At 60.8% G+C, this 20,702-nt stretch carries 14 protein-coding genes and 1 tRNA gene; 12 read left to right on the top strand and 3 right to left on the bottom strand.

The genetic code is table 11. The annotated features are described in order from the left end of the window. Positions 1-22 precede the first annotated feature (22 nt). Together AC54AG_RS17655 and AC54AG_RS17650 are read right to left on the bottom strand one after the other, a co-directional pair. On the bottom strand, positions 23-1,144 hold the full coding sequence (locus AC54AG_RS17655) for a beta-ketoacyl-ACP synthase III (protein ID WP_496631119.1): 1,122 nt from the start codon (positions 1,142-1,144) through the stop codon (positions 23-25). A 197-nt stretch (positions 1,145-1,341) separates the two neighbouring features. Next, positions 1,342-2,784, bottom strand: coding sequence for a S41 family peptidase (locus AC54AG_RS17650; protein ID WP_070304461.1), 1,443 nt, complete (start codon positions 2,782-2,784; stop codon positions 1,342-1,344). Between the two features lie 367 nt (positions 2,785-3,151). On the opposite strand from AC54AG_RS17650, the gene AC54AG_RS17645 reads away from it, so the two are divergent. The 3 genes from AC54AG_RS17645 to AC54AG_RS17635 all read left to right on the top strand — a co-directional run bounded on the left by AC54AG_RS17645 (position 3,152) and on the right by AC54AG_RS17635 (position 7,880). Continuing rightward, positions 3,152-3,373, top strand: a complete 222-nt coding sequence (locus tag AC54AG_RS17645) for a hypothetical protein (protein WP_456148198.1) — start codon at positions 3,152-3,154, stop codon at positions 3,371-3,373. A gap of 174 nt (positions 3,374-3,547) precedes the next feature. Then, positions 3,548-5,623 (top strand): M13 family metallopeptidase, encoded by a 2,076-nt coding sequence (locus AC54AG_RS17640; RefSeq protein ID WP_496631118.1) that lies wholly within the window; start codon positions 3,548-3,550, stop codon positions 5,621-5,623. A 181-nt stretch (positions 5,624-5,804) separates the two neighbouring features. Continuing rightward, on the top strand, positions 5,805-7,880 hold the full coding sequence (locus tag AC54AG_RS17635) for a M13 family metallopeptidase (RefSeq protein WP_070304464.1): 2,076 nt from the start codon (positions 5,805-5,807) through the stop codon (positions 7,878-7,880). Between the two features lie 182 nt (positions 7,881-8,062). Here AC54AG_RS17635 and AC54AG_RS17630 read toward each other — a convergent pair whose 3' ends face one another. Next, positions 8,063-8,623 carry a c-type cytochrome gene (locus AC54AG_RS17630; RefSeq protein WP_070304465.1) on the bottom strand — a complete coding sequence of 187 codons (561 nt, stop codon included), beginning with the start codon at positions 8,621-8,623 and terminating at the stop codon, positions 8,063-8,065. 199 nt (positions 8,624-8,822) lie between these two features. Between AC54AG_RS17630 and AC54AG_RS17625 the strand changes: the two genes are divergently transcribed. From AC54AG_RS17625 to AC54AG_RS17585, 9 genes are all read left to right on the top strand, one after another. Next, positions 8,823-8,898: transfer RNA gene (locus AC54AG_RS17625), tRNA-Arg, on the top strand. A 61-nt stretch (positions 8,899-8,959) separates the two neighbouring features. Continuing rightward, positions 8,960-9,532, top strand: coding sequence for a helix-turn-helix domain-containing protein (locus tag AC54AG_RS17620; protein WP_496631116.1), 573 nt, complete (start codon positions 8,960-8,962; stop codon positions 9,530-9,532). A gap of 451 nt (positions 9,533-9,983) precedes the next feature. Then, the gene (locus AC54AG_RS17615; protein ID WP_496631115.1) at positions 9,984-12,641 is read left to right on the top strand and encodes a TonB-dependent receptor; all 2,658 of its coding nucleotides are present in this window, start codon (positions 9,984-9,986) and stop codon (positions 12,639-12,641) included. Positions 12,642-12,749: 108 nt separating this feature from the next. After that, on the top strand, positions 12,750-14,102 hold the full coding sequence (locus AC54AG_RS17610) for an MFS transporter (protein WP_070304467.1): 1,353 nt from the start codon (positions 12,750-12,752) through the stop codon (positions 14,100-14,102). Between the two features lie 24 nt (positions 14,103-14,126). Next, positions 14,127-15,074: a glycoside hydrolase family 43 protein gene (locus AC54AG_RS17605; RefSeq protein WP_319992049.1), complete on the top strand. Its 948-nt coding sequence runs from the start codon at positions 14,127-14,129 to the stop codon at positions 15,072-15,074. Positions 15,075-15,091: 17 nt separating this feature from the next. Continuing rightward, complete coding sequence (locus AC54AG_RS17600; RefSeq protein ID WP_496631112.1) at positions 15,092-16,162, top strand: aldose epimerase family protein; 1,071 nt, start codon at positions 15,092-15,094, stop codon at positions 16,160-16,162. A 200-nt stretch (positions 16,163-16,362) separates the two neighbouring features. Further along, positions 16,363-18,105, top strand: a complete 1,743-nt coding sequence (locus AC54AG_RS17595; RefSeq protein WP_034752921.1) for an IlvD/Edd family dehydratase — start codon at positions 16,363-16,365, stop codon at positions 18,103-18,105. A gap of 12 nt (positions 18,106-18,117) precedes the next feature. After that, entirely contained in the window at positions 18,118-19,110 is a 993-nt protein-coding gene (gene araD1 / locus AC54AG_RS17590; RefSeq protein WP_496631110.1) for an AraD1 family protein, read from the top strand. Continuing rightward, entirely contained in the window at positions 19,107-20,684 is a 1,578-nt protein-coding gene (locus AC54AG_RS17585) for an aldehyde dehydrogenase (NADP(+)) (RefSeq protein ID WP_496631108.1), read from the top strand. The genes araD1 and AC54AG_RS17585 overlap by 4 nt, the downstream gene beginning before the upstream one ends. Positions 20,685-20,702 lie beyond the last annotated feature (18 nt).

Genomic DNA, 20,702 nt, shown 5'->3' with positions numbered 1-20,702 from the left:
AGGCGATGTTACACCCATGCGCTCAGAGCTTGCGCACGACCACGCAGCCGATGGAATAGCCGGCGCCGAACGAGCAGATGACGCCGGTGTTGCCTGCCGCCATGTCATCCTGATATTTATGGAAGGCGATGATGGAACCGGCCGACGAGGTGTTGGCGTAGGTGTCGAGGATCACGGGCGCCTCATTGGCTTCCGCGTCGCGGCCCAGGATCAGGCGCGCGATCAGCAAGTTCATGTTCAGGTTGGCCTGGTGCAGCCAGTAGCGAGAGACTTGCGCCACTTCCACGCCGGCCTTGGCCAAGGTCGCCTTGATCATTTCGGCGGCCATCGGGCACACTTCCTTGAAGACCTTGCGGCCTTGCTGGCGGAACAATTTATCGGCCTGGCCCACGCCGGACTCGTCAAAACGGTTGAGGAAGCCGAAATTGTTGCGGATGGCGTTAGAGAAGCGCGTTTTGAGTTCCGTGCCGATGATCTCGAACTGGTGCTGCGACACGGCCGTCTCTTTCGCTTCGACGATGATGGCGGTGCAGGCGTCGCCGAAAATGAAATGGCTGTCGCGGTCGCGCCAGTTCAGGTGGCCGCTGGTGATTTCGGGATTCAGGACCAGCACGGCGCGCGCCTGGCCGCTTTGCACGGCGGCCACGGCTTGCTGGATGCCGAAGGTGGCCGACGAACATGCCACGTTCATGTCAAAACCATAGCCATCGATGCCCAGCGCATCCTGCACTTCCACGGCCATGGCCGGGTAGGCGCGCTGCATGTTGCTGCAGGCCACCAGCACCATGTCGATATCGGCCGGCGTGCGGCCGGCGCGGGTCAGCGCGTCGCGCGCGGCGGCGACCGCCATTTCCGCCTGCAGGGACAGTTCGTCATCGCCCCGTTCCGGGATGCGCGAGACCATGCGCGCCGGATCGAGGATGCCTTCCTTTTCCATCACGAAGCGCGACTTGATGCCGGACGCCTTTTCGATGAAGGCCACGCTCGACAGGTCCAGCGCCGTCACTGTGCCCGCGGTGATCGCGTCGGCGTTGTCGGCATTGAAATTTTCCGCGTAGGCATTGAAGCAGGTGACCAGCTCTTCGTTGGAGATCGAAAATGGCGGCGTGTACAGTCCGGTACCGCTGATGACGACTTGTTTCATGGTTAAACTTTCAAATTTGGCAATCGACGTGGCGCCGATAAGTGAAGCAAATTTTACACAAACGGGCTCGACTGTAGAGAGTTTCGTGTTGCGGGGCAGGGCGATGTGTGGCGGAAGATTGATTTTTGTCGCGTGGAGCGGTGCTGGGGGTATTGCGTGTGATGGGGTCAGACCCGCCGGGTCTGACCCCAAACTGCTTACTTCTTCTGTTCTTTCTTGACGTCGGCCTGCACCACCACCGGTTCGGCCTTGGCCAGCTGCACCGGCAAGCCCTTCAGGTGATTGAGCGCCTGGTGCAACTGGAAATCGTCCTTGCTGCCAAATTCCAGCGGCTTGCGGGTCTTTTCCAGCGCGATGATGCGCAATTGCTCTTCCATCTCGTCGTTGACGGGTGCCGCCTTGGTACTTTCCTTGTCGCGGTCGTTGCTCAGGTGCTTGGTCAGGTCCGCTTCGCGGATGCGCAAGCCGTTCAAGCCGTCGCCATCCGCATTTTCATCGACCAGCAGGTCGGGCACGATACCTTTGGCCTGGATCGAGCGGCCGTTCGGCGTGTAGTAGCGGGCCGTCGTCAGCTTGACGGCCGTGTCGGCTGTCAGCTGGCGGATGGTTTGCACGGAACCCTTGCCGAAGGTTTGCGTGCCGATGATGGTGGCGCGCTTGTAATCCTGCAGGGCGCCGGCGACGATTTCCGAGGCCGAGGCCGACCCCGTGTTGACGAGCACCACCAGCGGTACTTTCTTGATGGCGGCCGGTAATTTCGCCAGCGCGTCGCCTTCCGAGCGGAAAGTATAGTATTCGGCGCGGCCGTAGAACACCTGTTTCGAGTCCGGCAGCTGGCCGTTGGTCGAGACGATGGCCGCGTCCTTCGGCAGGAAGGCGGCCGAGACGCCGATGGCGCCCTGCAGCACGCCGCCCGGATCGTTGCGCAGGTCGAGCACCATGCCCTTGATGTTCGGATCTTGTTGATATAGCGCCGTGATCTGCGCGGCCATGTCGTCGACGGTTGGTTCCTGGAATTGCGACACGCGCAGCCAGGCGTAGCCCGGCTCGACCATCTTCGCCTTCACGCTTTTTTGATGGATTTCCTCGCGCGTGATGGTGAAGGCCAGCGGCTGCGCTTCATCCTTGCGGGCAATGGTCAGCGACACCTTGGTGCCCGGTTCGCCGCGCATGCGCTTGACGTTGTCGTCGAGGCTGACGCCTTTCACGGGCTGGCCATCGAGGCGGGTGATCAGGTCGCCGGCCTTGATGCCGGCGCGGTAGGCGGGCGAATCCTCGATGGGCGAGACGATCTTGATGTAGCCGTCTTCGCTGAGGCCAATTTCAATGCCCAGGCCGACGAACTTGCCTTCGGAGCCTTCGCGCAGCTCGGCGTAGGCTTTCTTGTCCAGGTAGGCGGAATGGGGGTCGAGCGAGGCAACCATGCCGGAAATGGCGTCTTCCAGCAGTTTCTTGTCTTCGACGGGCTCGACGTAATCGGACTTGATCAGGCCAAACACGTCGGCCAGCTGTCGCAGCTCTTCCAGCGGCAGGGGCGGCTCGACGGTCTTTTGCGCCATGGCGGAAAATTGCAGCGACACGGCGACGCCGGCCACCACGCCCAGGCCGATCAAGCCGGTATTTTTGAGTTTGCCCATCATTGCACCTTTGCAGCTAGCGTGTCTTGCACAAGCGCCAGTCCCCGTGGAGCGGCGCTTTGTTGAAAGTATAGACCTGAATCTCTGCCGGCGTGGGCCGGCCGTGGAAAAAGCGTGCCTGGACCCAGTCTACGCGCGAAAACGGGGCTGCCAGCTTGCCATATGTTGCGGTTTTGTATGCGATGTATAGGGAGTCTTGAGGGGAGTAAGCATTTGTAAGAGTCGAAAAAAAGCGTGTGCGGCGGCCCTATAGTGGACTCGCATTCTCGACCCGAAGTGGTTTTGCCTGCGTCCGCGGACGCAGGCTTTTTTTTATCCGCAGGCTCCGGCTCATTTAGACTGGAGCTTCTTTCTTCCCGGCAGATAAAAAATGTTAACTGATTTGCAGGCACGTGTCTCGCTCGAAGCGCTGATTGAAAAGTATCTGAGGGGGCGGGATCCTGATGCCGGCCTGCTGATCGACATCGTTCAGGATCCGTCACGGCAAGTGCCGATTAGAGGCGTGCTCGAAGCTATCGGGCAGTTCAACAACACGCAGTTCACGCAACAGGAACTGGCGCTGATCGACGACCTGCTCTATCTGTATGGATAAACGCTGCATGCGCTGTTCCAGCTCATGCCATGCTCGCCGGACTGGACAATGAAAGCCCCTTGAGTCTGGCCGAACTGAGCGGCGCGTGCTACATTCCTGCAGCGCCTGGCGCGGCGGGCTATCCGCCCGCAGCTATCTGCCCGGTCTTTTTGACATGCCCCATAAGGACAATTCGTGAATCGCTATCTCTTGAGCAGTCTGACCCTGACCCTGTTGGCTGCGTTTGCCCATGCCGCCGAACCCGTATCCGCCGCTGCCGCCCCGACCGTGGCCCCAAGCGCCGCGCCTGCCGCCGCTGGCGTCGTTTCCGGCATCGATGTGCAGTACATCGACCCCGCCGTGCGCGTGCAGGACGATTTCTTTACCCATTTGAACGGCAAGTGGCTGGCGACGGCCGAGATCCCTGCCGACAAGTCGAGCTGGGGTTCGTTCGCCAAGCTGCGCGATGACACGACGCCGCAATTGCGCGGCATCATCGAAGCGACGCAACAGGACAAAAACAAGAAGGCCGGTTCCGAAGCGCAGAAAATCAGCGACCTGTACGCCAGCTACATGGATGAAGCCAAGCTCGATGCGCTGGGCACGAAGCCGCTGGCCGGCGAACTGAACCGCATCCGCTCGCTGCGCGACAAGAAGGGCGTGCCGGCCCTGATCGCTCACCTGAGCCAGACGGGCGTGTCGACCCCCTATGCCGTCTACGTGGGCCAGGATGCGCGTGCCTCGACGAAATATGCGGCATATGTCAGCCAAAGCGGCCTGGGCATGCCAGACCGCGATTACTACCTGGAAGCCAAGCAGGCTGGCGTCAAGGAAAAATACCAGGCGCACGTGGAAAAAATGCTGGCCATGGCCGGCGACAAGAACGCCGCCGCGCGCGCCAAGGCGGTTGTTGCGCTGGAAACGGCCCTGGCCGAAGTGCAATGGACCAAGGTCGAGAACCGCGACCCCGTCAAACGCTACAACAAGACCGACATCAATAAAGTGAACGACCTGACCCCGGGCTACGACCTGAAGTCGGGCCTGGCCGCGCTCGGTATCGCCAACAAGGTCGATTACGTCATCGTCAACCAGCCAAGCTACCTGGCCGGCTACAACAAGGTGCTGGCATCAAGCGACCTGGACACCGTGAAAGCGTATTTCGAATGGCAGTTGCTGCGCAGCTATGCCAGCTACCTGTCGAAAAACTTCGTCGATGAAAGCTTTGCCTTCTACGGCACGGTACTCAGTGGCGTGACGGAAAACCAGCCGCGCTGGAAGCGTGGCGTGGGCGCCGTCGAAGGCGTGCTGGGCGAAGCCGTCGGCAAGCTGTATGTCGCGCAATATTTTCCGGCAGAGCGCAAGGCGCACATGCAGGAACTGGTGAAAAACGTGCTGGCCGCCTACAAGGACAGCATCGATACCCTGGACTGGATGAGCCCGGAGACCAAGAAGGAAGCGCAAGCCAAGCTGGCCAAGTTCACGCCGAAAATCGCGTATCCGAACAAATGGCGCGATTACACGAAGCTGCAAATCGTCCAGGGCGACCTGGTGGGCAACATGATGCGCGCCGCCAACTTCGGCTCCGCGCGCCAGGTGGCCAAGCTGGGCAAGCCGATCGACCGCGAAGAGTGGGGCATGACGCCGCAAACGGTGAACGCCTATTACAGCTCGACGATGAATGAAATCGTCTTCCCCGCCTCGATCCTGCAGCCACCGTTCTTTGACGCCAACGCGGACGACGCCGTCAACTATGGCGCCATCGGCGCCGTCATCGGCCATGAAATCAGCCATGGCTTCGACGACAAGGGCAGCCAGTCCGATGGCGACGGCAACCTGCGCGACTGGTGGACCCCGGCCGACCGCAAGAATTTTGCGGCCAAGGCCGACGCGCTGACCAAGCAGTACGACGGCTACAGCCCATTGCCTGGCTACCACGTCAACGGTGCGCTGACACTGGGCGAAAACATCGCCGACAACTCGGGCGTGGCGATCGCCTATAAAGCCTATAAAATCTCGCTGGGCGGCAAGCCGGCGCCCGTGCTGGACGGTTTGACGGGCGACCAGCGCTTCTACATGGGCTTTGGCCAAGTGTGGCGCAGCAAGATGCGCGAAGCGCAGCAGATCGTGCAGATCAAGACCGATCCCCATTCGCCGGGCCAGTACCGCGCCAATGGCACCATGGTCAACCAGCCAGGTTTTTATGAAGCGTTTGGCGTGAAACCGGGCGACAAGATGTATGTTGCGCCGGAAAACCGCGTGATCATCTGGTAAACGTCGTATCCATGTAAACGTTATCTTGTCACAACAAAAAAGACCACTTGCGTGGTCTTTTTTGCATTCTGGCCAAAGTTCTTTCTGTCATTTCGGCCGGTATGCTACAGTCAAAAACCGGGCCAGAAGCCTTGGGCCTTCTGACCCTTATATTCCACACAATACAATATAGAGGACAACCGTGAATCGTTATTTGTTAAGTGCATTGACCCTGAGTTTGCTGGCCGGCGTGTCCGGCATGGCTGGCGCCGCTGATAGTGCCAAGAAAGCCGCCGCCGCTCCCGCCACGGCCGTCTCCGCTGCGGCGCTGACGTCGGGCATCGCCGTCGAATACGTCGACCCTGCCGTGCGCGCGCAGGACGACCTGTTCCAGCACCTGAACGGCAAATGGCTGGCGGAAACTGTCATTCCTGCCGACAAGTCGAGCTGGGGCAGCTTTGCCAAGCTGGCCGACGATACGCAAACGCAGCTGCGCGGCATCGTCGAAGGCGCTGCCGCCGACAAGGCACGCGCGGCCGGTTCGAATGCCCAGAAAATCGGTGATTTCTATAACAGCTTCATGGATGAAGCCAAGCTGGAAAGCCTGGGCCTGACCCCCTTGAACGCGGAGCTGGCGAAGATCGCCGCGCTGCAGGACAAAGCGGAATTGCCGGCCGTGATCGCCCATTTCAGCAAACTGGGCGTGACCTCGCCTTACGACTTCGGTATCCACCAGGACGCCAAGGATTCCACCAAATATGTGGCCGACATCGTGCAAAGCGGCCTGGGCTTGCCTGACCGCGATTACTACCTGGAAGAAGGCAAGGCCGATACGCGCGCCAAATACCTGGCCCACGTGGAAAAAATGCTGAGTTTGGCTGGCGACGCGAACGCGGCCGCCAATGCCAAGGCTATCCTGGCGCTGGAAACGGAACTGGCCAAGGCGCAATGGAGCAATGTGCAGAACCGCGACCCCGTCAAAACCTACAACAAGGTGGAACTGGCGAAACTGGCCAGCGTGGCGCCAGGCTATGACTGGGCCCGCTACCTGAAGGACACGGGCATCGCCGGCAAGGTCAATTATGTGATCGTCAGCCAGCCCAGCTACCTGAAAGGCTTTGCCGAGATCGCCAACAAGACGCCGCTGGAAACGTGGAAAGCATACTTCCAGTGGCATTTGCTGCACGCGAACGCTGGCTACCTGCCGAAAGCGTATGTCGACGAAAACTTCGCGTTTTATGGCACTACCCTGACGGGCGTGACGGAAATGCGTCCGCGCTGGAAACGCGGCGTGGGCGCCGTCGAAGGCGCGCTGGGTGAAGCCGTGGGCCAGCTGTACGTGGAGCAGTATTTCCCGGCCGAGCGCAAGGTGCGCATGGAAGCGCTGGTGAAAAACCTGATGACGGCCTACAAGCAAAGCATCGACAAGCTCGACTGGATGAGCCCCGTCACCAAGAAACAGGCGCAAATCAAGCTGGCCAAGTTCACCACCAAGATCGGCTATCCGAACAAATGGCGCGATTACTCGGGCCTGACGGTGGCGCCCGACGACTTGATCGGCAACATCCAGCGTTCGCACCTGCTCAACTACAACCGCGAGCTGAACAAGCTGGGCCAGCCGATCGACCGCGACGAGTGGGGCATGACGCCGCAGACCGTGAACGCTTATTACAATCCTGAGCTGAACGAAATCGTCTTCCCGGCCGCCATCCTGCAAGCACCGTTCTTCGATGCCAACGCGGACGATGCCGTCAATTATGGCGCCATCGGCGGCGTGATCGGCCATGAAATCAGCCACGGCTTCGACGACCAGGGCGCCCAGTACGACGGCGACGGCAATTTGCGCGACTGGTGGACCAAGGCCGACCATAAAAACTTTGCCAAGAAAACCAAGCAGCTGGTGGCGCAGTACAACGGCTTCAGCCCGGTGAAAGGCCACTTCGTCAACGGCGAACTGACCCTGGGCGAGAACATCGCCGACAATTCCGGCGTGGCGATCGCGTATAAAGCGTATAAATTGTCGCTCAATGGCAAGAAAGCCCCTGTCATCGACGGTTTCACGGGCGAGCAGCGCTTCTACGCGGGCTTTGCCCAGGTATGGCGCATGAAAATGCGTGAAGCGCAGCAACTGGTCTTGCTGAAAACGGACCCGCACTCGCCAGGCCAGTTCCGTGCCAACGGCACCATGCGCAACCAGCCCGGCTTCTATCAAGCCTTCGACGTGAAACCGGGCGACAAGATGTATCTGCCACCGAAAGACCGCGTCATCATGTGGTAACAGCAGTGCTGACGCACTAGCACCGAGCCGCCCCGTGCAAAGCCGGGCGGCTTTTTCATGTCCGTCGCGAACGTCGCGTAGGTCGGATTAGCGAAACGCGTAATCCGACAAATCGCTTGCTTATGCGCAGGCGAAAAAAAACCGCCCATCCGGGCGGTTCCTGGTTCAGCGCGCTGGCTGAATTATTTGGCAGGCTCGGCTGCAGGAGCAGCGCCATCAGCGGCCGCGGCCGGTGCCGGCACTTCCGGTTCCTTGAACTTGCCGCCCGACGCGTTGGCGATGTAGACGACGGCGCGCGCCACTTCCACATCGTCGAGGTCCGGATTGCCGCCCTTGGCCGGCATCGCGCGCAAGCCTTCGATGGCATGCTTCAGGACCGTATCGTAGCCCTGGGCCAGGCGGGCCGACCAGCTGCCCGCGTCGCCAAACTTCGGTGCACCGGCCACGCCGGCGCCATGGCAAGCCACGCAGGTCGCCGTGTAGACGGCTTCGCCGCTTTGCAGCACTTTCGGACCGCTGGCATCCTTGAAGGTAAAGCCAGCATTGGCAACCGGACTCAAGCGCTCGGCAATGGCTTCCGGCGACTGGCTGTCCGTACCGGCGCCCGTCAGTTTTTGCGCCGTGACGAACTGTACCAGCAGGATGATGCCGATGACGGTGACGAGGAAGAAGCCAGCTACGGCGGCAAGCAATTGTTTAGGCGTTTTGATCGCTGATTGTTGTTCGTTATGTGCGTCGCTCATGATGTCCTTAGTCCAGATTTGAAACTGATGGCCGTGTAAGGTAGCATTTTTACATGCTTGGATGTAAACCTTTATGAAACCCACAATTATAGGCACAAAAATTGAGCAGTGACATGCAATTGCCAGCGATACGACAGTTTCCGTAGACGTAGGTAAAGAAAAACGGTATCCTTCGCATCACTTCAGAAATTCCCCCTACGCGGCTGTAGCTCAGTGGATAGAGTATTGGCCTCCGAAGCCAAGGGTCGTGGGTTCGATCCCCGCCAGCCGCACCAAGATGTCCCCCGTCGTTTCCCTCAATTATTCCCCCTCTGTTCGCAGTTGATGGGTAGCCCTGTGCTTGTCCCTGCACAAATTGTTATACTATTTTGGTTGCGTTTATTGCGTTTATTGCGTTTATTGCGTTTGGTTCGTAAGCTTGAATGGAAAGCAGGGAGGAATGCCATGTCGAATGTAATCGATCGTCTGGAAAATAAAGAAGACCTGGAACTGGCGAAAGCGGCGCAGCGCTGCCTGGTCAGTGCGCTGGATCATTCGCGTGCCGTGCAGATTGCCGTTCTGGAAGAGGGCGCGCAAGACTTGGGCGACGCCCCCTTGCTGCGCTTGCCGCCGAATGTATTGCGTCTGTTTGCCGATGTCCTGGGCACCCTGGCGCAAGGTAAGGCCGTGACGGTCATGCCGAAGGAACATGATGTGACGACGCAGGAAGCGGCGATGTATTTGAATATGTCGCGGCCCTATCTGGTGCGCCTGCTCGAGGCTGGGAAGATTCCCCATCATAAGGTGGGTACGCACCGCCGGCTGCGCTTTGAGGATGTGGTGCAGTACAAGGATGAGCGCAAACGGCGTTCGCAACAGGCTTTGCAGGCCTTGGCAGATCAGGCGCAGGAGCTTGAACTGGGGTACTGATGGCCGGATACTACCGTTACACCGCCGTCCTCGATGCCTGTGTGCTGTATCCGGCACCCTTGCGTGATCTAGAAAACCGCCCAGATCCGCCGCCGAACTGATTGCCACCTACGAAGCGCAAGGTTTGCCGCAACTGGGCAAGTTGCTGCGTTCCGCGATTGCCTTGCTCTAGCCTCCGCTCCACCGCTCCGCCACCCTTGAAATACCTTCCTGCGTTTTTCTGAGGCTTGAACTGCTTTTTTCAGGCACCGCCCTGACTGAAACGTCCCTGACGCCCCTGCCGTTGTCTGTTTACAACCTCCAAAGTCCTCCAGCCGCTGATATCAATATTGATATCGAAACAGTGGAAAAATTGATTGGAGAGATTATCGCCCAGCCCCTAAGATAAACGCCGAGCATGCGAACGACATGCAAGCGATACAAAAAATATCAATACAATATCTGGAGATTCATGATGCGCAACGCCACCGGTCCGCTCGCGGCCACTTCCCCTCGTCCATTCACCTTGAAGGCAGCCGTTGCGGCACTGGCCGGTATTGGCTTGCTGAGCACGGCTTCGGTGTGGGCGCAGGATGCGGTGGCGGCCGATGCCAGTGCCGAGCCGGCGGCGGAAGTGTCGGTCGTGACCGTTAGCGGCGTGCGCCGCTCGGCGCAAAATTCGCAACAGATCAAGATGCGTTCGGACCAGGTCATCGATTCCATCGTGGCCGACGACATCGGCAAATTCCCCGATAACAACGTGGCCGAGACCCTGGCGCGCATTTCCGGCATCCAGATCCGCCGCGATTCTGGCGAGGCGAGCGCCGTCATGATCCGCGGCTTGCGCGATGTCACGACCCTGCTCAACGGCCGCGAACTGTTCACCACCACGGGCCGCTACGTCAACCTGGCCGACATTCCCGCCACCATGCTGCAGCGCGTCGACGTCTATAAATCGCAGGGTGCGGACCAGGTCGAAGGCGGCGTGGCCGGCATCATCGACGTGCGCACCAACCGTCCGTTCGATTTCAAGGATTTCACGGCCAGCGTGAATACGCGCGCCGTCTACAGCGACAAATCCAAGGCCACCGACCCGAACATCAGCGGCATGCTGTCGAACCGCTGGAAGACGGGCATCGGCGAAGTGGGCGCGCTGCTGGGCTTGTCGCAGCAGCAGCATCGTTACCATGAGGAACGCGCGTTCAATACGGCGCCCGTGGATAAAAGTTTCCTGTCGCCGGGTTTGACGGGGCCGGACCAGGTGGGCTTGCTGCCGATCAAGGGTGACCGCCGTCGGACGACCGCCAATGCCGTGCTGCAATGGCGCCCGAACGCCGACGTCGAGCTGTACGCCGAAGGCATGGCCACGCGCTTCCTGCTCGATGCCGAGTCCGATTACTTTGTCGGCTTGCCATGGTGGGGCACGCCCGTGTCGGCTACAAAAATTCCTGGCACCAACCAGCTGCAAACGCTCACGTCCACCAACGTCAACACCATCATGTCGACGCAGGCGAACAAGAACGAGACGAAGACGCATCAATTTGCCGTCGGCGGCTTGTGGGATATCAACCCGGAATGGCGTTTCACGTCGGAAGTGGCCAGCACCAAAAGCACCTATGCCTGGCGCAACCCGATTCTCGATGCGATTACCGTCGTGCCGAATGCCCGCATCAATACCAACCAGAACGGCACCTTGCACGTGGACTACACGGGCAGCGATTTGCAAGACCCGTCGAACTACTATCTGAAGGGTTTCTTCGACCGCTACGGCCGTGACCAGGGCAGCTCGAACGACGTGCGCGCCGACCTGGCGTACACGCCCAGCGCGGGCGGCATCTTCAAGGAAATCAGCGTCGGCCTGCGCGGCGTGAAGCGCGAAGCCGAATCGATCAAGAGTTTCGAGGGCAATGCGGAAGCACCGGACGTGTCCGGCGCCGCGTTTCCGTTCGGCCGCCAGAGTGTGACGTCGATTCCGGGCCTCAATTGCCTGTCGGAACCGATGTCCAGCGGCGGCCCCGACTATGGCTTGAAGCAGTGGTACACGCCGTGCGCCAGCTTCCTGCTCAATAACACGGGCACCATCCGCGAAGCCGTCACGGGCAGCAGCGCGGCGCGCGCGATGGACCCGGGCTCGTTCTTCAAGGATACGGAAAAGACGTACTCGATCTATACCAAGGCCAAGGTCGCCTTCAAGCTGGGCGCCTACCCCGTCGACGGCACTCTGGGCGTGCGCGTCGTGCGCACCGAACAAAGCCTGCAAGGCAACAGTTCGCAAGATGGCGTCTACACGCCTGTCATCAGCGATACGGCCAGCACCGACGTGCTGCCGAGCGTGGCCCTGAAAATCAAGCTGCGCTCGGACCTGGTCGGCCGCTTCGCTGCCGGCCGCACCATCAGCCGTCCCGGTTTTTCCCAGTTGAACCCGGGCGTGGCCCTCGTCAACTCGACGGAAACGGTGAAGGCGACGGGCGCGGGCGGCAATCCGAATCTGAAACCAGTCACGGGCGACAATGTTGACGCGGCACTGGAATGGTATTTCGCGCCCGCCGGTTCCGTCACGGCTACCGTGTTCCACCACAAGTTCGACGGTTATATCCAGCAACGCATTTCCAGCGAAACCATCGCCGGCAAGACCTATGACGTGGATCGTCCTTACAACACGGCCGCCGGCAAGCTGCAAGGCCTGGAAATTGGCTACCAGCAGTTTTATGACGGCTTGCCAGGCCTGTTGAGCGGCCTGGGCTTGCAAGCGAACGGTACCTACATGAGCGGCACCACGGACGACGAGACGGGCAGCCATGCCATCACCGGCGTGTCGCGCTATGCCTACAACCTGGTCGTGCTGTACGAAAAAGACGCGTGGTCGGGCCGCCTAGCCTACAACTGGCGCTCGAAATTCATCGACAGCTACAACCAGGGTGGCCCCGGCCTGGACTTGAAAGTGGCGCCGACGGCCCAGCTTGACGGTTCGCTGTCGTACAAGATCAACGACCAGTTCACCGTGACCCTCGATGGGAATAACTTGCTCGACACCAAGTTCAAGGATTACTGGAACACTGCGGGCGTGTATCCGCGCGACACGCGCCGCTATGACCGCACAGTAGGGTTATCACTGCGCTGGAAAATGTAACTTGGTCGCACAGTAAAAATCAAGGGCGTTGCCATGGTTTCGGCCGGCAACGCCCCTTTCAGTTGGGCAGTCACGCACGATTCATCATAAAAAGAATGGACGGAAAGCATGGAGACGCAAAAATTATCTACCGTTGAAAAGGTCGGCTTCGGCGCCGGCGACATGGCGCTCAATGTCGTCATCTCGTCGATGATGTTGATCATCACCTTTTTCTATACCGATATCTATGGCTTGAAAACCACCGACCTGGCCCTGCTGTTCGTGGCCGTGAAAGTCATCGGCGCCATTGCCGATCTGGTCATGGGCCAGATCACCGACCGCTACAGCTTTGCCTCGGGCCGCTACCGTCCATACCTGCTGTGGCTGGCCGTGCCGTATGGCGTCAGCGTCTTCTTTGTGTTCAGCACGCCCGAGTGGCACTATGACGCCAAGCTGATCTGGGCATACTCGACGTATATCCTGATGACCATCATGACGGCCGGCGTGGGCATTCCGTATATCTCCCTGATCAGCGGACTGACGAGCGACCCGCAGGACCGCCTGTCGGCCAACGGCTACCGCCTGTTCTTCGCCAAGATCGGCGCCTTCATGGTGACCATCGTCGTGCCAATCCTGTCGCAGCGCTGGGGCGGCGGCAACCCGGCCGTCGGCTACCAGGCGGCCATGGCCGTGATGGCCGTCATGGGTGTGGCCCTTTTCCTGTTCTGCTATTTCTCCACCACCGAGCGCGTCGTGCACGTGGTGGAAAAGCAATCGCTGCTTGCGCAATTGAAAGTGCTGCTGCAAAACGACCAGTGGCTGGTGCTGTGCGGCGTGTGCGTCACGGGCACCATCGGTTACGTCGTGCGCGGCTCGGTCGCCATTTATTACGCGAAATACTATCTGGGCGGCAGCACGGAAACCGTGGCCGCCTTCCTCACGACGGGCGTGGTGGCCGCCATCCTGGCCATGATCGCATCGACCTGGATCACCAAGTTTTACTGCAAGGTAAAACTGTTCCGCTACACGCAGATCGGCGTCGCGCTGATCAGCCTGGCGATCTATTTCTTCGTGAAACCGAGCGACACCGTGCTGGCTTTCGCGCTGTATTTCCTCCTGTCCTTCGTGGTGGACTTGCATGCGCCCGTGTTCTGGTCGGCCATCGCGGAAACCATCGATTACGGTCAAGTCAAGACGGGCAAGCGCGTCTCCGGCTTCGCCTTTGGCGGCATCTCCGTCTGCCAGAAGGCGGGCATGGCGGTGGCGGGCGGCCTGGTCGGCGTGCTGCTCGCGTATTTCGACTACCAGCCCAACCATGAGCAAACGCAATTCGCCCTGAACGGTATCGCCCTGATGCTGTCGATCATCCCCGGTTTCTTCCACTTGCTGATGGGCTTGCTGATGTTCAAGTACCGCATCAGCGATACGTACTACAGCGGCGTGAAGTCGGAAATGCACAAGCGCGGTTTTGTCTCCGCGTAAGAATAATTGAATGGAGCAAGCAACATGGCAGACATCTTGACACCGCTGATCGAACAGCGTGCCGACCCGCATATATACCGTCACAGCGACGGCTATTATTACTTTACGGCGTCCGTGCCCCAGTACGATCGCATTGAACTGCGCCGCGCCGACAGCATCGCCGGCCTGGCCGACGCGCAAACGGTCGACGTGTGGCACAAGCCGGAAACGGGGCCGTACAGCGAGCTGGTGTGGGCGCCGGAATTGCACTTCAACCAGGGCGCCTGGTATGTGTATTTCGCCGCCGCGCCAAGCCGCGAGATCAAACATAAGTTGTTCCAGCACCGCATGTATGCGATCCGCAATACGAACGCCAATCCTTTGATTGGCGAATGGGAATTCATGGGCCAGATCGACACGGGCATCGACACCTTCTGCCTGGACGCCACCACGTTCGAGCACGATGGCGTGCTGTATTACCTGTGGGCGCAGAAAGATGTCGCCATCGAGGGCAATTCGAACCTGTACATCGCGCCGATGGCCACGCCGTGGCAGCTGGCCGGTCCGCCCGTGATGCTGAGCAAGCCGGAATTCGACTGGGAAATTCGCGGCTTCTGGGTCAACGAAGGGCCGTCCGTGCTGAAGCGTAACGGCAAGATCTTCATCAGCTATTCGGCCAGCGCCACCGATGAAAACTACGCGATGGGCTTGCTGTGGGCCGATGACACGTCCGACCTGCTCGATCCGTTCTCGTGGACCAAGTCGCCCGAGCCCGTGTTTGCCACCTGCTACGAGCACGGCATCTACGGTCCCGGCCACAACAGCTTCACGACGGCCGGCGATGGCGACGGCGTATTGCTGGTGTACCATGCCCGCACCTACACGGAAATCGTTGGCGATCCCCTGTGGAACCCGGACCGCCACACGTTTGTCAAACCGTTGCGCTGGGATGCGCAAGGCATGCCCGTGTTTGGCCGCTCATCGACCCTGTAAAACCTGGACCCGACGCCATGACCCCAGTTGATTCTGTTTCAGTGACGCAATTGCCGTTCGGCATCCTGCCCGATGGCCGGCACGTCAGCGTATTTACCCTGACGAACCGCCAGGGCATGCAAGTCAAGGTGCTCGACTTTGGCGCCATCATCAGCGAAATCCACGTGCCGGATCGCGACGGCAACTTTGCCGACGTGGTGCTGGGTTTCGATCGCATCGAACCGTATCTGCACAACAGCGCTTTCCTGGGCGCCGTCATCGGGCGCTTCGGCAACCGCATCGCCGAGGGACGTTTCAGTCTGGACGGCAAGGATTACCAACTGGCCGTCAACAACCCACCCAATCACCTGCATGGCGGAAACCAGGGCTTTCACCAGGTCATGTGGCAAGCCGTGCCGTTCGCCAGCGACGACGCCGTCGGTATCACGTTCACGCGCAGCAGCCCGCATGGCGAAGACGGCTATCCGGGCAAGCTGGACGTCACCGTCGTGTACGAACTGGACAACGACAATGCGCTGCACCTGCGCTACCACGCCCTGACGGACCAGGCCACGCCGATCAACTTGACCAACCACAGCTATTTCAATTTGGCGGGGCAGGGCGATATCCTCGGTCACGAGTTGTCCATCAACGCGGACCGCTACCTGCCCGTGGACGCGGGGTCGATCCCCTCGGGCGAATTGGCAGATGTGTCCGGCACGCCGTTCGACTTGCGCCAGAGCACCGTCATCGGCAGCAGCATAGCTCTGCCGCATGAGCAGCTGCGCATCGGCCGCGGCTACGACCATAACTTTGTGCTGAATCAACAGCCGGGGCACAGACTGAACCTGGCCGCCACCGTGCGCGATCCCGTTTCCGGGAGGGTGATGCAGGTGTACACGCAGGAGCCGGGCATCCAGTTTTATTCCGGCAATTTCCTCGACGGCAGCCAGCAGGGCAAGCAGGGCGCCATCCGCTATCGCGGCGCGCTATGCCTGGAAACCCAGCATTTTCCGGATTCGCCGAACCAGTCGCATTTCCCGAATACCATTTTGCGCCCGGGCGAGGTGTATCAGACGGAAACGGTCTATCGGTTTTCCGCAGAATAATCGTCGCAGACCCCAAAAACCTTCCACGCCCTGCCGCCACGCGCGCGCAGGGCGTTTTCATTGGTGCTGATGGATATCGTTTTCGATATCGGAACGCATTAAAAATTGATTGGAAAGGCATGGCAGGATTCTTTAGTATTCCAACATCGCTGCCCGGGCCGACGACATTAGATCCGGCATGGCACAACCAGGAGAATGGCATGTCTGAGACAAAAAAGAAGGTTGCCCTGCGCTCTGCCGAGTGGTTCGGCTCGCAGGACAAGAACGGCTTCATGTACCGCAGCTGGATGAAAAACCAGGGCATACCTGACCACGAGTTTCATGGCAAGCCCATCATCGGCATCTGCAATACCTGGTCCGAACTGACCCCCTGCAACGCGCATTTCCGCCAGCTGGCCGAACACGTCAAGCGCGGCATCCTGGAAGCGGGCGGTTTCCCAGTGGAATTCCCCGTGTTTTCGAATGGCGAATCGAATTTGCGCCCGACAGCCATGCTGACGCGCAACTTGGCCTCGATGGACGTGGAAGAATCGATCCGCGGCAATCCGATGGACGCCGTCGTGCTGCTGGTCGGCTGCGACAAGACGACGCCGGCGCTGCTGATGGGTGCGGCCAGCGTCGACATTCCGACCATCGTCGTCAGCGGCGGCCCCATGCTGAACGGCAAACTCAATGGCAAGGACATCGGTTCCGGCACGGCCGTATGGCAGTTGCACGAGCAGATGAAGGCGGGATCGATCACCTTGCACCAGTTCATGTCGGCCGAATCGGGCATGTCGCGCTCGGCCGGTACCTGCAACACCATGGGCACGGCTTCGACGATGGCCAGCATGGCCGAAGCGCTGGGCACGTCCCTGCCGCACAACGCGGCCATCCCCGCCGTCGATTCGCGCCGCTACGTGCTTGCCCATATGTCGGGCATTCGCATCGTCGAGATGGTGCACGAAGACCTGCGCCTGTCGAAAGTGCTGACGCGTGAAGCGTTTGAAAACGCCATCAAGGTCAACGCCGCCATCGGCGGCTCGACCAATGCCGTGATCCACCTGAAAGCGATTGCCGGCCGCATCGGCGTGCCTTTGGAGCTGGAAGACTGGACCAAGGTAGGCCGCGGCACGCCGACCATCGTCGACTTGCTGCCATCGGGCCGTTTCCTGATGGAAGAGTTTTACTACGCGGGCGGCTTGCCGGCCGTGATACGCCGCCTGGGCGAGGGCGATCTGCTGCCGCACAAGAATGCGCTGACCGTCAACGGCAAGTCGCTGTGGGACAACTGCGTCGAAGCGCCGATCTACAACGATGAAGTGGTGCGCACCTTGGACAACCCATTGCTGGCCGATGGCGGCATTTGCGTGTTGCGCGGCAACCTGGCGCCACGCGGCGCCGTCTTGAAACCGTCGGCCGCTTCGCCACACCTGATGCAGCATCGCGGCAAGGCCGTCGTGTTTGAGGATTTTGAACATTACAAGGCGCGCATCGTTGATCCGGATCTGGATGTCGACGCGAACTCCGTGCTGGTCATGAAGAACTGCGGCCCGAAAGGCTATCCTGGCATGGCGGAAGTGGGCAACATGGGCTTGCCGCCGAAACTGCTGGCGCAAGGCATCACCGACATGGTGCGCATTTCGGATGCGCGCATGAGCGGCACGGCCTACGGCACGGTCGTGCTGCACGTGGCGCCGGAAGCGATGGCCGGCGGCCCGCTGGGCATCGTCAGGGATGGCGACATGATCGCCCTCGATTGCCACAACGGCAGCCTGAACATCGACATCAGCGACGCGGAAATTGCCGAGCGCCTGGCGGCCCGCGAACTGGGCAGCGCGCCTGGGCCGAAGAGCGGTTACCAGCAGCTGTACATCGAACACGTGTTGCAGGCCGATGAAGGCTGCGATTTCGACTTCCTGGTCGGCAATCGCGGTTCCGCCGTGCCGCGCCACTCACACTAAGCGGAGAATCCCATGCTGTTGCTGCAATTTACGAATGAACATGGCGGGCGCCTCGTCGGCCTGCTGCAAGACGACGTCATCCGCGTCATCGAAGGCTACAACACGACGTATGCGCTGGCGCAAGACGCCATCCGCAAAAAGGTGAGCCTGGCGGACCTGGTGAACGCTACCGTCGGCAACACCACGCATTCCTATGCGGACGTGGCCGCTGCCGGACGTGTGCTGCCGCCGCTCGACCATGCCGACGAAGCGCACTGCTACGTGACGGGCACGGGCCTGACCCACCTGGGCAGCGCCGGCGCGCGCGACGCCATGCACAAGAAGATCGGCGGCGACGCGGAATCCCTGAGCGACTCGATGAAAATGTTCCGCCTGGGCGTGGAAGGCGGCAAGCCCGCTGACGGCACGGCCGGCGCCCAGCCCGAATGGTTCTATAAAGGCGACGGCTCCATCGTGCGCGCCGGCGGCCAGCCGCTGCGCATGCCGGACTTTGCCCTCGATGGCGGCGAAGAGCCGGAAATCGCCGGCCTGTACGTGATCGGTGACGACGGCCAGCCCTACCGGGTCGGCTACGCGATCGGCAATGAGTTCTCGGACCACGTGACGGAACGCCAGAACTATCTGTACCTGGCCCACTCGAAACTGCGCGCCTGCAGCGTGGGCCCGGCCCTGCTGGTGGGCGAGTTACCCGCGCATATCGCCGGCGCCTCGCGCGTGCTCGATGCGGCTGGCAATGTACGCTGGGAAAAAGCGTTCGTCAGCGGCGAAGAGAATATGTCGCACACGATCGCCAACCTGGAACACCATCACTTCAAGTATCCGCTGTTCAAGCGCCCTGGCGACGTGCACGTACACTTCTTTGGCACGGCAACGTTAAGCTTTGCCGATGGCGTGAGCGTGGCGCCGGGTGAAACCTTTGAAATCGAAGCGCCGGCCTTTGGCCCTGCCTTGCGCAACCGCCTCGATGTCTTCCCAACCGAATTTGCGAAAGTGAGCACATTATGAGTCTCAATATCACCGGTGATGCATTGATCGGCGGCGTCGCCGTCAAGGGTAACGGCGGCTCCTTCGAAGCGTGGGACCCGGCCGCGCGCGCGCACATCGCGCCCGCTTTCCACATGGTCGACGCCGCGCAAATCGACGCGGCGTGCCGCCTGGCCCAAGCCGCGTTCGATCCGTTCCGCGCCACCAGCGACGCGGAACGCGCCGATTTCCTCGACACCATCGCCGCGCAAATCCTTGAGCTGGGCGACGACCTGATCGTGCGCGCCATGACGGAAAGCGGCTTGCCGCGCGCGCGCCTGGAAGGCGAACGTGGTCGCACGGTCGGTCAGCTGAAATTGTTCGCCGGCTTGCTGCGCGAGGGTTCATGGACCGATGCACGCATCGACAGCCCGCTGCCTGACCGCGTGCCGCCGCGTCCTGACTTGCGTTTGCGCATGATCGGCCTGGGCCCCGTCGCCGTGTTCGCGGCCAGTAACTTTCCGCTGGCCTTCTCGGTAGCTGGCGGCGATACGGCCTCGGCCCTGGCTGCTGGCTGCCCCGTCGTCCTGAAAGCCCACTCGGCCCATCCGGGCACGTCGGAGCTGGTGGCGCGCGCGATCGTGAACGCGATTGCCATCTGCAAGCTGCCAGCCGGCGTGTTCGCCTTGTTGACAGGCACGGGCAATGGCATCGGCCAGACCCTGGTGGCGCATCCCGCCATCCAGGCTGTCGGCTTTACGGGTTCGCGTTCGGGCGGCATCGCCCTGATGAAGGTGGCGGCGGAACGTGCGCAACCGATACCCGTATATGCTGAAATGAGCAGCATCAATCCCGTCTTCGTGTTGCCGCAAGCGCTGGCTGCCCGTGGCGCGGCGATTGCCAGCGGTTTTGCCGCCTCGCTGACCATGGGCGTGGGCCAGTTCTGCACCAATCCCGGCCTCGTGCTGGGCCTGGAAGGCCCTGACTTTACGGCCTTTGCCGCCGCTGCCGCCGAAGCGCTGGCGCCGGCGCCTGCCGCCACCATGTTGACGGCTGGCATCGCCAGCAGCTATGCCAAGGGCGTCGCCGCCCTGGCGCAGCATGCCGACGTGACGCCGCTGGTGCAAAACACGGGCGACGAAGGCAAGGGTGCCGCCGCCCTGTTCGTTACTTCGGGCGAAGCGTTTTTGGCCAAGCACGATCTGCGCGACGAAGTCTTCGGTCCCGCTTCCCTGCTGGTCGCTTGCCGCGACATCGAGCAATTGCTGGCGATTACGGAAAGCCTGGAAGGCCAGCTGACGGCCACCCTGCAAATCGATGCCGGCGACGTGGCAGACGCGCGCCGCCTGCTGCCCGTGCTGGAACGCCGCGTGGGCCGCATCCTGGCCAACGGTTTCCCGACGGGCGTGGAAGTGTCGACGGCCATGGTGCACGGCGGCCCGTTCCCGGCCACGTCGGACGGCCGCAGCACATCGGTCGGCACGGCAGCCATCAACCGCTTCCTGCGTCCCGTGTCCTACCAGAACCTGCCGCAAGACTTGCTGCCGGAGTCGCTGCGCGACGATAATCCGCTGGGGATCTGGCGTCGTCACGATGGCGTGCTGGGCAAACTTTAATCACAAAAAATAAAAATA

It is taken from the genome of Janthinobacterium sp. BCJ23 (genome assembly GCF_059617945.1).
The sequence above is the reverse complement of the archived record's forward strand: the minus strand, read 5'-3'. Positions and strand labels throughout refer to the sequence as shown.

Excerpts from the sequence above, each read along its gene's own strand:
- AC54AG_RS17655 (WP_496631119.1), bottom strand. The coding sequence starts at position 1,144 with ATGAAACAAGTCGTCATCAGCGGTACCGGACTGTACACGCCGCCATTT.
- AC54AG_RS17650 (WP_070304461.1), bottom strand. The coding sequence starts at position 2,784 with ATGATGGGCAAACTCAAAAATACCGGCTTGATCGGCCTGGGCGTGGTG.
- AC54AG_RS17645 (WP_456148198.1), top strand. The coding sequence starts at position 3,152 with ATGTTAACTGATTTGCAGGCACGTGTCTCGCTCGAAGCGCTGATTGAA.
- AC54AG_RS17630 (WP_070304465.1), bottom strand. The coding sequence starts at position 8,623 with ATGAGCGACGCACATAACGAACAACAATCAGCGATCAAAACGCCTAAA.
- AC54AG_RS17615 (WP_496631115.1), top strand. The coding sequence starts at position 9,984 with ATGATGCGCAACGCCACCGGTCCGCTCGCGGCCACTTCCCCTCGTCCA.
- AC54AG_RS17610 (WP_070304467.1), top strand. The coding sequence starts at position 12,750 with ATGGAGACGCAAAAATTATCTACCGTTGAAAAGGTCGGCTTCGGCGCC.
- AC54AG_RS17605 (WP_319992049.1), top strand. The coding sequence starts at position 14,127 with ATGGCAGACATCTTGACACCGCTGATCGAACAGCGTGCCGACCCGCAT.
- AC54AG_RS17600 (WP_496631112.1), top strand. The coding sequence starts at position 15,092 with ATGACCCCAGTTGATTCTGTTTCAGTGACGCAATTGCCGTTCGGCATC.
- AC54AG_RS17595 (WP_034752921.1), top strand. The coding sequence starts at position 16,363 with ATGTCTGAGACAAAAAAGAAGGTTGCCCTGCGCTCTGCCGAGTGGTTC.
- araD1 (WP_496631110.1), top strand. The coding sequence starts at position 18,118 with ATGCTGTTGCTGCAATTTACGAATGAACATGGCGGGCGCCTCGTCGGC.
- AC54AG_RS17585 (WP_496631108.1), top strand. The coding sequence starts at position 19,107 with ATGAGTCTCAATATCACCGGTGATGCATTGATCGGCGGCGTCGCCGTC.